This is a genomic window from Cupriavidus sp. 291-E7 (genome assembly GCF_057798835.1).
The window spans coordinates 180,031-193,667 of record NZ_JBYOJV010000001.1 but is presented as its reverse complement, the minus strand read 5'-3'; the positions used below and the strand labels follow the sequence as shown (position 1 = coordinate 193,667).

Here is a 13,637-nt window from a genome sequence, read left to right as displayed (position 1 = left end):
ATACGGAACGGGCCGCGGCCTTCCGGGTCTATGCAACACCCTGGCCGCGCACAATCTTCGATCCCGCCATGTTCCGCTTTCGCCTTTCTATAGCTTTTGCCCTGCTGGTCGCGCTGGTCTGCGTACAGGCCGGCTTCGTTTACTGGGGCGCCAACCGCGTCAACGACTATGCGCAGCATAGCCGGCTGGCCAGCGACATCTTGTCCGAACTGCTGGACCTCTCCGCCAACAAGCAGCGGCTCCGCGTCTGGGCTTCGCAGCGGCTGATGAATGCCGATGCGTCGCCCGAGGTGCGTGACCGCGTGCTGGCAAACATGAAGCAAGGCGCCGCAACCCTGCAACAGCTTGCGCAGCGCGACATCGAGCTTTGGAACCAGATATCCGCGCGCGACGGCGTGCCCATCCCGTTCGATGTCAACGGGCTGGCCAGCATGACGGAGCTGCTTGGCGACAATATCGTCGCCGTCGAGAACCGGCTGCTGGCCCTGCAGCCACTGCCACGCGATGCGGATTTTGCGGGCGTATGGCACGAACTCAACGACGTTTTCGACAAGGCACGCGGCCGTGATCTGCGCGAGCTGCTCTATGGTGCGATCGATCGCCAGCGCGCAGCGGTGCCGGTGGCGCGAGCCGCTACCGAGCGCGGCCTGGACCGCGTGCGCGCCCAGGCGTTCGGCATGGCGGCCGTCACGCTGCTGGCGGCCATCGTGCTCGCGTGGCACCTCGGGCGTCGACTCAAGCGGCCGCTGGACCAATTGCTCGAAGGTGTTGGGGCGCTGCGCGCAGGCGCGCTCGATTACCGCATGCCGATTCGCTCGGGCGACGAGTTCGAGCATGTCGCCGAGGGCTTCAACGCCATGACCGCCGAACTGCAACAGCACCGCAGCGATGCCGACGCGGCGCGCCGGCGGCTGGAAGACGCCGTGCAGGCGCGTACGGCCGAATTAAGCTCCGCGCACGAAGCGCTCCAGCATATCGACCAGCGCCGCCGCCAACTGTTTGCGGACCTGGGCCACGAGCTGCGCACGCCGACCACGGCCATCCGTGGCGAGGCCGAGATCGCGTTGCGCGGCGGCGAGAAGCCCGCGCAGGAATATCGCCAGGCGTTGCAACACATCGCGGGCGCCGCGCAGCAGTTGACCGGCCATATCAATGACTTGCTGCTGATCGCCAGGGCCGAGGCCGACCAACTCGTCATGCAACCGCACAGCGTCGCGTTGCTGCCGCTGCTGCAGGACGCCGCCGATTTTGCCGATGCGCTGGGCGCCGAGCATGACGTCCGCATCCAGCTTCAATTGCCCGATGACATCGAAGGCGTGACGGTCATGGCCGATGCGGACCGGTTGCGACAGGCCATCGTGATCCTGCTCGACAATGCCATCCGCTACTCGTCGCGCGGCAGTATCGTGTGCCTGCGTTGCAAGCTCGTGCCCACCGGCGTACGCATCGAGGTGGAAGACCGTGGCATTGGTATCGATGCCGATGAACTTGCGCTAGTTTTCGAGCGCTTCGTCCGTGGCCGGCGCGCTCGCGCGCATCGGGCCGATGGCACCGGCATCGGGCTGTCGATTGCGCAGGCCATCGTCAACGCGCATCATGGCAACATCACGCTGGCCCAGGTCGAGCCGCAGGGCACATGCGCATGTATCGAACTTCCCGCTGGCCCGCACCCCGTTGTCACCGCCGACGCCACCCCACGCCATGAACATCCTGGTCATTGAAGACGACGCCCGCGTAGCCGATTTCCTGGTGCGTGGCCTGCGCGCCGAGGGTTACCTCGTCCAGCTTGCGCGCACCGGTCCCGAGGGGCTGGACATGGCGCGTCACGGCGATGCCGCCATTCTGTTGCTCGACCTGATGCTGCCCGGCATCAACGGCCTGGAGCTTTGCCAGACCCTGCGCGCCGAACGCAATCACGTGCCAATCCTGATGCTCACGTCGCTCAGCGACGTGGGCGACCGCGTGGCGGGCCTGAAGCTTGGGGCGGACGACTATCTCACCAAACCGTTCGCATTTGAAGAATTGCTGGCGCGTATCGAGGCGTTGCTCCGGCGCGGGCGCGAGCAGCAAGCCAAGGCACAACAGCTCCAGGTGGCGGACCTCGTGCTCGACCGCGATCGCATGCAGGTCACGCGAGGCGGCAACGCCATCACACTGACCGCCAAGGAGCTGGCCTTTCTGGAACTGCTGATGAGTGCACCCGGCCGCGTATTCAGCCGCGAGCGCATCCTGTCGAACGTCTGGGGTGCCAACGAAGACCCGTTGACGAATATCGTCGATGTCTATGTGCGCCGCCTGCGCTGCAAGATCGACGACGGCCACGCGCTGCCACTGCTCAAGACCGTGCGCGGCCTTGGCTACCGGATCGACGATGCGCCTTGAGCGCCCGACGTCACCGCACGGCAACGCCGCTACCGCCTGTTCATCTTCCGTTCATCTTTTCGTCAGGATCGCTTCATCGAAAGCGCGGCCTGTGGTTAACCTTCGGCCCCGAGAATGGACCTGTGCCGATTCACCGGTACCGCGCCAGCAGGTGCGATGACCCGTCTGAACACAGGAAATTTCGATGAAATACGTTGGTGCCGCTTCCCTCCTCTCCGTCGCCGCAAGCGTTCTCTTGGTTTCGATGCCCGCTGCCGCGCAAACGACGACGCCTCAGGCATGCGCCCCGGCAACGGAACAGCAGATCGCCGGGCTGTTCGACCGCTGGAACGACACGCTGCGCACGGGAGACCCCGACAAGGTTGCGGCGAACTACGCACCTGACGGTGTGCTGCTGCCAACGGTCTCGAACCAGGCACGCAACACCCCGGCCGGCATCAAGGACTACTTCGTCAAGTTCCTCAAGAACAAGCCGCAAGGGACCATCGACAACCGCTTTATCCGGATCGGCTGCAATGTGGCGCAGGACGTGGGCAGCTACACGTTCCGATTCGCCGACGGCAAAACGGTGCATGCGCGCTACACCTACGTGTACGAGTGGCAGAACGGCAAGTGGCTGATCGCCCACCACCATTCGTCGGCCATGCCGGAGCCGGTGGCCGCCCGCTGATCTTTACAAATCGATTCATGCAAAAACGGGCACGGTGTTAAGTCGTGCCCGTTTTTTTCATGTGAGGGTGGTCAAGCCCGCTCGGACTTTCCCGCCTTCGACTTCGTCTTTGCCGTCGCCGTCGGCGTCGCTGTCGCCGCCTCTTTCTCTTTTTCCTTCGCCGGTTGCAGCTTGGCTTCCCACAGTTCCTGCATACGCTCGCCAAGAATTTCCGGACGGCCCTTGAAGATCAGCTTTTCAATTGCCTGCGGCCCCGCGAGTGCCGCGCTCAAGGTACGTCGTTCCTCCACGTTCTCGATCAGACGCAATGCCGAGGTAACATATTCCTCGGTGGTCTTCGTGATCGTCCAATCCGGGAACCCCAGCCGGCGGAACATGCCTTCGTCGATACCGTCATGGCGATTTGCGCAACATCGAATGAATTCGAAAGTCTCCCGACCAGCGAAATTTCCGGTTCCTGAAAATGACGCCCTCCGGGATCAAAGCCGCACATTTGAGTCATCAACAAATCGTGCGGTAAACTAGCGCACTGCCGCCACACCGGGCATCGCCGGATCGTTCGCCTCTTCAGGCACACCGGCCATTGCAAACGTCGAAGCAGGTGTCGGCAGCGTCGCAAATGGGCCAATCGCGCCCGCTCCGGCTTGCCTGTGCTTGCTCACAGCATTCGCCATCCGCTTCGACGCCTCGATCCGGGTGCTGCGCCATCTGCGCAGCGCGTATCCCGGATAACGCCCTGTGTCCCCTTCCGCCGAAGGACTTCCGCGCAGGACTGGAACCCCCCAGGTTTTTTGGCCTGAACCGACCATTCCGGCGCGCGCCGGAGGGATCCGTATTCCGGAGGACAATCAGTGATGAAAACAGCCAGCCTTTGGCTGCTTGCGGCCGGGCTTTTGCCTTGCGCCACCTACGCCAGCTCCGGCGTCACGCTTTATGGCATCGTTGATTCGGCCGCGCGCTACACCTCGAACATCGATGCGCGGCACCACGATGAGATCGGGCTGCTATCCGGCGGCATGGCGGGCAGCCGCTTTGGCCTGAAAGGCGATGAAGACCTGGGCGGTGGGAACCACGCGATATTCCAGCTCGAAGCGCGCTTCGACACCGACATCGGGCGTCCGGGCTACAACGCCCTGTTCGGGCGCCAGGCATGGGTGGGTCTGAGCGGGCAGTGGGGCAGCCTCACGTTTGGGCGCCAGTACAACGCGCTGAACAACATCGGCTGGGCATTCGATCCGCTCGCGCAAGGCTGGGGTCTGTTCTGGTCCGATCCGCTCTATATCGGCGGCGATATCTTCTTTCAGGACTACCGCATCAACAACAGCGTGGTCTATCAGCGCACGATCGGCCCGTTTTCCGTGCAGCTCGATTACGGCGCGGGCGAGCAGCCAGGCAGCATGATTCGCGGCACCACGCTGGGCGGTGGCGTGAAGTATCAGCAGGGGCCACTCGCGCTGGGCGTGGCGTATGACCAGCGCCGCAACGACAACGGCGGCAACACCCTGCGCAACTATTCGATCGGTGCCTCTTACGCGATCGGCAAGGCCACCGCCTACGTGGGCCATCTTGGGCGGCGAGAGTCGGCAAGCGAAGCCCGCTACGCCATCTCGTATGCGGGATTGGGCTACCAGCTCACGCCGGTGCTGCACCTCTCCGGTGCCTATTACCGCTATCAGCAGTCAGGCAACGTCACCACGCAGTTCCAGGACGTTCCCGTGCATTTGGGCAGCGGCAACGCGGACAGCGTCGCCTTTGTGGCCGACTATGCGTTTTCCAAGCGAACCAGTCTGTATCTGGAGACCGATATGGTGCTGGCGCGTGGCGGCACGGTGGGGCGCGAGACCGAGTACTGGTCAGGCACGCCCGTCACCGACGTCAGCCGCAGCACGCGCGTGGGCGTGATGGTCGGCATGCGCCATCAGTTCTGATCGGCTTCCTTCGCAATCTCGCGGATCGCCTGCTCGAACGCCTCCACGGGCTGGCCACCGGTAACCAGGTAGCGATTGTTGAAGATCACCGACGGCACCGACTGGATACCCATCGCCTGGTACTCGCGCTCTTCGTCGCGCACTTCATCGGCGTAGGCGTCGGAGTCCAGCACCTTGCGGGCTTCCTCGGCATCCAGGCCCACCGACTGCGCGGCCTCCAGCAGCACGCCGCGGCTGCTCGGGTCCTTGCTGTCGCCGTGGTAAGCCTGCAGCAGCGCCTGCTTGAGCGGCAACTGCTTGCCTTGCGTGGCGGCCCATTGCAGCAGGCGGTGCGCGTCGAACGTGTTGTAGATGAAGTTGCGTGCACCGAACGTGAAGCCGACTGTCGCGCCGCGCTCGCGGATCATCTTCTGCGTCTCGGCGATCTGTTCCGGCGTACGGCCATATTTCTTGGCGATGTAGTCGACGATCGGCTCACCTTCCGGCCCCATCTGCGGATTCAGTTCGAACGGGTGCATCACCACCTCGGCGTCCACCACGTCGCGCGTGCGCTCCAGCGCCTTCATCAGCGACGATAGGCCGATGGCACACCACGGGCAGGCGATATCCGAGACAAAGTCGATCCTGAGTGATTGGGTCATGGCTTTTTCCTGTTGGCTGGTATCGGGATACGAGACGCGACAGGGTAGCCGGATTTGCCGATACGTGCTGGCGACCGCGCAATCACCCGCGCCCTATACTGGATCAGGCGCGCCCATCATGCGCGTCAGGAGGCCTGTCATGGGACGCAAATACATCGATTGCCGCGACTATCCCAGTGATACGAACTGCACTGTCGCATTGAGTGCCGACACCGAGGACGAACTGCTGGAAGCCGCGGTGCAGCACGCCATCCAGGTGCATCAGCACCAGGACACCCCCGAACTGCGCACGCAGCTCAAGGCGCTGTTCAAGGAAGGCGCCCCACCCGCCTGACCGGACGCGCCGGCGAAAAAAGCAAAAAAGGACAGACCGTGCAAGGCACGTCTGTCCTGTCAAAAAACCGGCCCCAGCCAGAGTCCGGTACAGATGCCTCAGCGGACCGCGCCCGCCCCAGCCGGCACGGATTGCATCGGCATCATGTTCAGATTGGCGTTATGCATCACCCATAGCGATCCCGACACGACAATCGCGATCAGGAACAGCGTACAGACGAAGATCGCCGTATTGCCGCGCTGGCCGCGGCGTGCACCCAGGTGCAGGAAGAACACCAGCTGCACCAGCAACTGCACGACGCAGAGCGTCACGATCAGCACCAGGCCCGCGCGCGGCGTCAGCAGGCGGCCCATCACGGCACCGAATGACATGAAGGTCAGCACCAGCGACAGTGCGTAGCCGATCAGGTGGCTGCGCAGGCTGCCGTGCGAGGCGTCATGGGCGTGTTGTGGATGGGACATCAGAGGAACTCCCGCAGATAGACGACCGTGAACACGAAGATCCACACCAGGTCCAGAAAATGCCAGAACAGGCTCAGGCAGGCCAGGCGGCGGCGCACCACAGCGTCCAGCCCGAACACCTGCACCTGGTTGACCATCACGATGATCCAGAGCAGGCCGGCACTGACGTGCAGACCGTGCGTGCCCACCAGCATGAAGAAGGCCGACAGGTAAGCGCTGCGGTTGGGGCCCGCGCCTTCGTGCAGCAGTTCGCGGAATTCATAGACTTCCATGCACACGAAGGCCGCGCCCAGCGCGAAGGTCAGCACCAGCCAGCGGATCACCGCCTGCGGATTGCCTTTGCCATCCTTGCCTTCGTGCAGCTTCAGCATCGCCACGCCGAACGTCAGGCTGCTGGTCAGCAGCAGCATCGTTTCCACCAGCACGAAGCGCAGGTCGAACAGTTCGCGGCCCGTCGGGCCGCCAGCCGTGCCGTGGACGAGCACACCGAACGTGGCGAATAGCGATGCAAAGATCAGGCAATCGCTCATCAGGTAGATCCAGAACCCCAGCTTGAGGCTGGACTCGGCCTGATGGGCGTGATGCGCGTGATCGTCGTCGTGCGCGTGATCGGCCGGCACGGTGCCTTGCGGAACCTCAACGGCATCGGCGCGCAGCTTCAGGGTCGTAGTCATGATCAGTTGGCCCCCTTCGTTTGCGCACCCAGCAGTGCATAGCGGGCGCGTTCGATGCGCTCGACCTCGGCGGCGGGCACGTAGTAGTCCACGTCGCGGTCATAGGCACGGGCGATGAACGTGAAGATCATCGCGGCCAGGCCAAAGCCGGCCATCCACCAGATATGCCAGACCAGTGCGAAGCAGAGCACCAGGCCGAACACCGACACCAGAAAACCGGTCGACGTATTGCGCGGCATGTGGATGTCCTCGTACTGCTTGGGCGGCACGTAGGCGGTGCCGGCTTCCTTGTTGTCCCAGTGCTGCTCCAGCGACGTGATGTGCGGCACGTGCGCGAAGTTGTAGAACGGCGCGGGCGAGGCGGTGGCCCACTCCAGGCTGCGGCCGTCCCACGGATCGCCGGACAAGTCCTGGTTCTGCTTGCGGTCGCGCACGCTGACGAACAGCTGCCACAGGATCGCCAGGATGCCGCAACCGATGACCACCGCGCCGACCAGCGCCACGATCAGGTACGGCTGCCAGTCCGGGTTGTTGTAATGGTTCATGCGGCGGGTCATGCCTTGCAGACCCAGCGCGTACAGCGGCATGAAGGCCAGATAGAAGCCGATCAGCCAGCACCAGAACGCGACCTTGCCCCAGAACTCGTTCAGCGTGAAGCCGAACACCTTCGGGAACCAGAACGTCATCGCGGCCAGGCAGCCGAACACCACGCCGCCGATGATCACGTTATGGAAGTGGGCGATCAGGAACAGGCTGTTGTGCAGCACGAAGTCAGCGCCCGGCACCGCCAGCAGCACGCCGGTCATACCGCCGACGGCAAACGTCACCATGAAGCCGATGGTCCACAGCGTCGACGAATGGAAGCGGATGCGGCCGCGATACATCGTGAACAGCCAGTTGAACAGCTTCACGCCCGTGGGAATCGAGATGATCGACGTCATGATGCCGAAGAACGCATTGACGCTGGCACCGGAGCCCATCGTGAAGAAATGGTGCAGCCAGACGAAGAACGACAGCACACCGATCGACGACGTGGCGTACACCATCGACGTGTAGCCGAACAGCGGCTTGCGCGAGAACGTGGCGATGATTTCCGAGAACGCGCCAAAGCACGGCAGGATCAGCACGTAGACCTCGGGGTGGCCCCAGATCCAGATCAGGTTCACGTACATCATGGCGTTGCCGCCCAGCTCGCTGGTGAAGAAATGCATGTCCAGGTAGCGGTCGGCGGCCAGCAGCGCCAGCGTGGCGGTCAGCACCGGGAAGATCGCGACGATCAGGATGTTGGTGATCAGCGCGGTCCACGTGAACACCGGCATCTTCATCATGTTCAGGCCAGGCGCGCGCATCCGCAGGATCGTGACGATGAAGTTGATACCGGTCAGCGTAGTGCCTAGCCCCGATATCTGTAGCGACCAGATGTAGTAGTCGACCCCGACCGTTGGGCTATATCCCAGCCCGCTCAGCGGTGGATATGCAACCCAGCCGGTAGCGGCGAAGTCGCCGACGAACATCGACATCATGACCAGTACCGCGCCCATCGCCGACATCCAGAAGCTCAGCGAGTTGACGAACGGATAGGCCACGTCGCGCGCGCCGATCTGCAGCGGCACAATCACATTCATCAAACCGAGGATGAACGGGGTGGCCACGAAGAAGATCATGATCACGCCGTGCGCGGTGAAAATCTGGTCGTAGTGATGCGGCGGCAGGTAGCCAACGGCCTCGCCCACGGCGATGGCCTGCTGGGTACGCATCATGATGGCGTCGGCAAAGCCGCGCAGCAGCATGACCAACGCCAGGATGATGTACATCACGCCAATGCGCTTGTGGTCGACCGAGCAGATCCACTCCTTCCAGAGATAGTCCCACTTCTTGTAATACGTAATGGCGCCCAGCAAGGCCGCGCCACCGAGCAGCACCACCACCAGCGTGCCCATGATGATGGGTTCGTGCAGGGGGATGGCGTCGAGAGAGAGTTTTCCGAGCATGATGATTAGCGCTCCAGGGTCGTCTGCTGCGCCGGGAGCGGCGGCATGTTGGCGCCGGCAATGGCGCCGAGGGTCACCGGACTGTCGGCACGGCAGATTTCGCCGTTACTGGCCATGTACTGGTCCACCACGCCCTGGAACAGGCGCGGTTCAACCTTGGCGTACACCGTGACGGGGTCCTTGCTGCTGGGTTGCTCCAGCTTGCGGTACGTGGCTTCATCGAGCGTATGGCCCGAGGCGCGGGCGCGCTCGATCCACGCATCGAATTCCGCGCGCGATGTGGCGATGGTGCGGAAGTGCATATCGGAAAAGCCCGAGCCGCTATAGGCAGCGGAGCGGCCGTCGAATACGCCGGTCTCGTCGGCAATCAGATGCAGCTTCGTCTGCATGCCGGCCATCGCATAGACCATGCTGCCGAGGCGCGGGATAAACAGCGCGTTCATCGTCGATTCGGCGGTGATGCGGAAGTTGATCGGCGTACCCACGGGGATGGGCAGCTCGTTCAGCGACGCCACACCGTACTGCGGATAGATGAACAGCCATTTCCAGTCGAGCGCGACCACGTCCACTTCCAGCGGCGCCACCTTCGATTCCAGCGGCCGGAACGGGTCGAGCTTGTGCGTGGTGTCCCAGATGATGATGCCCAGCAGCGCCACGATCACGCACGGAATCCCCCACACCACCACTTCGATCTTGGTCGAGTGCGACCAGCGCGGCGCGTATTCGGCCTTGGTGTTGGTTTCGCGATAGCGCCACGCGAACACCAGCGTCAGGATGATGACGGGAATCACCACCAGCAGCATCAGCGCCGTGGCCAGCACGATCAGGTTGCGCGTCTGCACGCCGATGGAGCCGCTGGGGTTCAGCAGGTCCCACGAACAGCCGGTCAGGATCAGGGGGGCGATGGCACACAGCCACGCACGCGGAAAAAGGAACGGGGGGCGCCGACGCTCGCGTCTGGGGTCGGCCGGTTGCTCACGCATTTCAACACCTTAAACAGGGGCACAGGCGGGGGTGACCCAGACAACATCCCGGTATTTGTATGGATTTGCCTGGGTTGCGCGGCATGCTAATGTAAGACAACATCCATACAAGATGAGGCTTGTCTTGCGTACAACGAATCCGCAAATGCATCCGAATCTCGAAGACAAACCCGGCTGGATCGGCACTTTCGCCGCCGCGAGCGGGCCGCGTTACGTTCAGATCGCCGGATTCCTGGAGCGCGCGATGGCCGATGGCGTACTCGCCGCCGGTGACCGGCTGCCGCCGCAACGCGAACTGGCGGCATTGCTCGGCGTGGACCTGACCACGGTCACGCGCGCGCTGGCCGAGGCGCGGCGGCGCGGGCTGGTGGAGCCGCGCGGATCGCTAGGCACATTCATCGCCGCGCCCGCGTTCGAGCTGGCCCAGGCCGTGGACCTGAGCATGAACGTGCCGCCACCGCCGGAAGGCATCGACTTTGCGGACATGCTGCGGCGTGGCCTGGCGCAGGTGACGCTGCGCGCCGATGCAAACCTGCTGATGACCTATCAGCTTGGCGGCGGCACGATGCCCGATCGTGTGGCCGGCGCGCAGTGGCTGACGCCAATGCTGGGCGATGTCGCGCACGAGCGCGTGATCGCCAGTCCCGGCGCCCAGTCCGCATTGGCTGCGCTGATGCTGTGCCGCACCGCGCCGGGCGCGGCGATTGCCGCCGAGCCGCTGATCTATCCCGGCGTTCGTGCCGCGGCCGCGGAACTGGGCCGGCAAGTGGTGACGATCGCCGTCGACGACGACGGCATGCGGCCCGATGCGCTGGAAGCCGCCTGCCGCACGGGCAAAGTGCAGTTGATCTACCTGAACCCGACGCTACAGAACCCGACCACGCACACAATGCCGGAGGCGCGCCGGCGCGACATCGCTCGCGTGGCGCAGCAGCACGGCGTGCTGATCGTGGAAGACGATCCCTACTGGCTGCTGACACCCGATGCACCGCCACCGCTGGCCGCCATCGCCCCGGAACAGACTGTCTACATCGCCACGCTCGCCAAATGCCTGAGTCCAGGTTTGCGTACCGCGTACGTAGTGGCCCCCGAGCGCGACATGCAGGAGTCGATCCTCGGTGCGCTGCGCGCGATCACATTGATGGCATCGCCGATTGCCACGGCGCTGGCGACTCAATGGATTCGAGACGGGTCGGCGACCGAGTTGCTGGCGGGCATTCGCACGGAAGCCGCCGCGCGGCAGCAGATCGCGCGGCAGTGGCTGTCGGCCAGCGGCCAGTACGCGCCGTCCGGCATCCACGTATGGCATCCGTTGCCTAGCTACTGGTCGTCGGCGGGCTTCAGCCGCGCGGCGCAGGATGCCTCGCTGCGCGTGACCGCTTCCGATGTGTTCTACGACGGGGCCACCCCGCCGAATGCGATTCGCATTTCGCTTGGTGGCGTGGCGGATCGCGCGCAGTTGTCGATGGCGCTGAAGAAGCTGTCCGGCCTGCTGGCGCGCAAGCCGCCGAATGCGTCGATGCCGGTGATCTGACGCTTTACGCCACCACGGCCAGCAGGCCAGCGATGCCGAAGCCCAACGCGGCGAGCGCATCGCCGGCGATCAGTCCTCCGCCGATCAACGATGTGGTGCTCATGTCCTCGGGTAAGGCCGATTCGGTCGAGGCCGCTTTGCGCCGGCTCTCCCACAAGCTGGCCGCTACGCCACCCGCCGCCATCCACGTGGCGGCGGCAAGGTTCACGAAGCCACCGAACGACGACGCATAGGGCGATGGCAGGATCACCGCGTCGATCAGAAAGTCGCAGGTCTTGCCCGCGCCGCCGCGCTCGGCGATTTGCCGGTAGCGCGACGACGCACGCAGCAGCTTGCGAAGTACCTCCGTCACCAGCCCGATGGCAAGACCGATCCACACCGCCAGTCGCTGATAGGCCCGGTCTTCGGTCATGCTGCGCAGCGCGCCGACGATCTTGTACGTCATCGCCGAGGTCCAGCGTGCCGGCTGCTGATCCGCTGGCAGCAAGGTCTGATCGAGGCGCAATACCGGATAGGCATCCATGAACAGCCGCGCCATCAGCACCGCCAGGATCGCGCCCACTACGATGCCGGCGACCTGGTAGCCGAACTGCACCATGCGATTGGTGCCGAGCCGCCATCCGGTGGAACGGTCCTGCTGCATGTCGCATGCTTCGGCCGTCGATACCAGCAGCACCGTCGCGGCAATCAGTCCGATCTGCGGATCGCGCAGGCCCATCGCCGCCATCAGGATCACGGTCAGCACGAACGCCGACGAAATCGGATTCTGGTCGACCATGCCGACCGAGATACCGTTGACCAGCGCGAATACCAGCACCAGCAGCACGGCCATCAACTGGTAGCCCACCGGCTGGCCGAACCATGCGGCACCGGTGCCCACCACGGCCAGCCCCCAAACGATGACCCATGCGACGATCCAGCGCTGCGGCATGGGCGTCGCGCCACGCCGCGCCGTCTGCCGCGAGCGTTGCCACGCGCGGATCAGCAGCAGCGACACGTCCACGGCGGCGGCGCCCATGATCATGCCCAGCGCGAACAGGAAGGTGATCTTGCGATATGGATCACCGGGAGACAGCCAGCCAATCGACACGAAGTACGGTGTCAGCGCCCATCCGGCCAGGCCGCCGACGAGCGCGGCGATGCCGATGCGCGCCCCGACGATCATGCCGGCGCCGAAGGTCGACGCCGACAGGTCGATCGCGCCGAACCATGCGACGCGCGTGGCGCAGACGCTGGCCAGCACACCGAGGCCCATGCCGCTGGCCAGACGGGTGATCGATCGCTTCAGCAACACCGGATCGGTCAGCGCGCGCAGGATGTTGGCCACGGCCAGGCCGGACGGGAAGGTGAGCTGCATGCGGTCCACCAGCAACGGCGTGTAGAGCATGCCGACACCTACGCCATACATGCCGATGCAGAGCATGTAGCCGATCATCTGCCACAGCGGCGGCGGCGCCATGTTCATCCAGCTCAAGGCCTGGATCACCACGACCATGCCGCTCATACCGGCCACTGAGGCGGCCGCCGTCTGGATGTAGTTGGCGCCATGCCGTCCTTCGGCGCCGTAGCCCGCCGTGACGGCCGACCCGAGGATGCCGGCCAGAACCTGCCCGCCGACGAAGAAACCCAGCGAGAAATTCATATAGGCCGCCGCGACACCACCAAGCGGCCCGAGCACGAGCATGCCGGCGGCGCCGAGCAGCGCGTGGTATTGCCAGGTATTGGGTGTGGGCAGGCGCATGGGGTGATGGGTTGGCGTGGTTGGGGATTGAAGCGCTTTGCCCTCTCCCCCAACCCCTCTCCCGCGATGCGGGAGAGGGGAGCAAACCGGTGGCGCTGGGCGGGCGCATCGGGTGATGGGTTGGCGTGGTTGGGGATTGATGCGCTTTGCCCTCTCCCCCGGCCCCTCTCCCGCGATGCGGGAGAGGGGAGACCACCGATGGCATTGGATTCGCCGCTGGTTTGCTCCGATGGCATTGGACTCGCCGCTGGTTTGCTCCCCTCTCCCGCCTGCGGGAGAGGGGCCGGGGGAGAGGGCT

13 protein-coding genes are annotated in these 13,637 nt (G+C 64.4%); 6 read left to right on the top strand and 7 right to left on the bottom strand.

The genetic code is table 11. From position 1 onward, the window contains the following. Positions 1 to 68 precede the first annotated feature (68 nt). From AC3FLX_RS00855 to AC3FLX_RS00845, 3 genes are all read left to right on the top strand, one after another. Positions 69 to 1,721 (top strand): sensor histidine kinase, encoded by a 1,653-nt coding sequence (locus tag AC3FLX_RS00855; RefSeq protein ID WP_488693108.1) that lies wholly within the window; start codon positions 69 to 71, stop codon positions 1,719 to 1,721. Further along, the gene (locus AC3FLX_RS00850) at positions 1,702 to 2,382 is read left to right on the top strand and encodes a response regulator transcription factor (RefSeq protein WP_488693107.1); all 681 of its coding nucleotides are present in this window, start codon (positions 1,702 to 1,704) and stop codon (positions 2,380 to 2,382) included. Before AC3FLX_RS00855 ends, AC3FLX_RS00850 begins: the two co-directional genes overlap by 20 nt. Positions 2,383 to 2,566: 184 nt before the next feature. Beyond that, positions 2,567 to 3,052, top strand: coding sequence for an SgcJ/EcaC family oxidoreductase (locus AC3FLX_RS00845; protein WP_488693106.1), 486 nt, complete (start codon positions 2,567 to 2,569; stop codon positions 3,050 to 3,052). A 71-nt stretch (positions 3,053 to 3,123) separates the two neighbouring features. On the opposite strand, the gene AC3FLX_RS00840 is transcribed toward AC3FLX_RS00845, so the two are convergent. Then, complete coding sequence (locus AC3FLX_RS00840) at positions 3,124 to 3,429, bottom strand: hypothetical protein (RefSeq protein WP_488693105.1); 306 nt, start codon at positions 3,427 to 3,429, stop codon at positions 3,124 to 3,126. A gap of 474 nt (positions 3,430 to 3,903) precedes the next feature. Between AC3FLX_RS00840 and AC3FLX_RS00835 the strand changes: the two genes are divergently transcribed. Next, positions 3,904 to 4,980, top strand: a complete 1,077-nt coding sequence (locus tag AC3FLX_RS00835) for a porin (RefSeq protein WP_488693104.1) — start codon at positions 3,904 to 3,906, stop codon at positions 4,978 to 4,980. On the opposite strand, the gene AC3FLX_RS00830 is transcribed toward AC3FLX_RS00835, so the two are convergent. Continuing rightward, on the bottom strand, positions 4,971 to 5,621 hold the full coding sequence (locus tag AC3FLX_RS00830) for a DsbA family oxidoreductase (protein WP_488693103.1): 651 nt from the start codon (positions 5,619 to 5,621) through the stop codon (positions 4,971 to 4,973). The genes AC3FLX_RS00835 and AC3FLX_RS00830 overlap by 10 nt on opposite strands. A gap of 139 nt (positions 5,622 to 5,760) precedes the next feature. Here AC3FLX_RS00830 and AC3FLX_RS00825 point away from each other — a divergent pair, with 139 nt between their 5' ends. Continuing rightward, complete coding sequence (locus AC3FLX_RS00825; protein ID WP_488693102.1) at positions 5,761 to 5,955, top strand: DUF1059 domain-containing protein; 195 nt, start codon at positions 5,761 to 5,763, stop codon at positions 5,953 to 5,955. 98 nt (positions 5,956 to 6,053) lie between these two features. On the opposite strand, the gene cyoD is transcribed toward AC3FLX_RS00825, so the two are convergent. The 4 genes from cyoD to cyoA are packed head-to-tail and all read right to left on the bottom strand — an operon-like array spanning position 6,054 to position 10,064. Continuing rightward, the gene (gene cyoD / locus AC3FLX_RS00820) at positions 6,054 to 6,416 is read right to left on the bottom strand and encodes a cytochrome o ubiquinol oxidase subunit IV (RefSeq protein ID WP_488693101.1); all 363 of its coding nucleotides are present in this window, start codon (positions 6,414 to 6,416) and stop codon (positions 6,054 to 6,056) included. Further along, positions 6,416 to 7,090 carry a cytochrome o ubiquinol oxidase subunit III gene (gene cyoC, locus AC3FLX_RS00815; RefSeq protein ID WP_488693100.1) on the bottom strand — a complete coding sequence of 225 codons (675 nt, stop codon included), beginning with the start codon at positions 7,088 to 7,090 and terminating at the stop codon, positions 6,416 to 6,418. Before cyoC ends, cyoD begins: the two co-directional genes overlap by 1 nt. Positions 7,091 to 7,092: 2 nt before the next feature. Then, on the bottom strand, positions 7,093 to 9,081 hold the full coding sequence (gene cyoB, locus AC3FLX_RS00810) for a cytochrome o ubiquinol oxidase subunit I (protein WP_488693099.1): 1,989 nt from the start codon (positions 9,079 to 9,081) through the stop codon (positions 7,093 to 7,095). Positions 9,082 to 9,086: 5 nt separating this feature from the next. Next, positions 9,087 to 10,064, bottom strand: a complete 978-nt coding sequence (gene cyoA, locus AC3FLX_RS00805; protein ID WP_488693098.1) for a ubiquinol oxidase subunit II — start codon at positions 10,062 to 10,064, stop codon at positions 9,087 to 9,089. A 145-nt stretch (positions 10,065 to 10,209) separates the two neighbouring features. On the opposite strand from cyoA, the gene AC3FLX_RS00800 reads away from it, so the two are divergent. Then, positions 10,210 to 11,598: an aminotransferase-like domain-containing protein gene (locus tag AC3FLX_RS00800; RefSeq protein WP_488693097.1), complete on the top strand. Its 1,389-nt coding sequence runs from the start codon at positions 10,210 to 10,212 to the stop codon at positions 11,596 to 11,598. A gap of 4 nt (positions 11,599 to 11,602) precedes the next feature. Here the strand turns inward: AC3FLX_RS00800 and AC3FLX_RS00795 are convergent, their stop codons facing one another. Next, positions 11,603 to 13,339 (bottom strand): OPT/YSL family transporter, encoded by a 1,737-nt coding sequence (locus AC3FLX_RS00795; RefSeq protein ID WP_488693096.1) that lies wholly within the window; start codon positions 13,337 to 13,339, stop codon positions 11,603 to 11,605. Between the last annotated feature and the right edge of the window lie 298 nt (positions 13,340 to 13,637).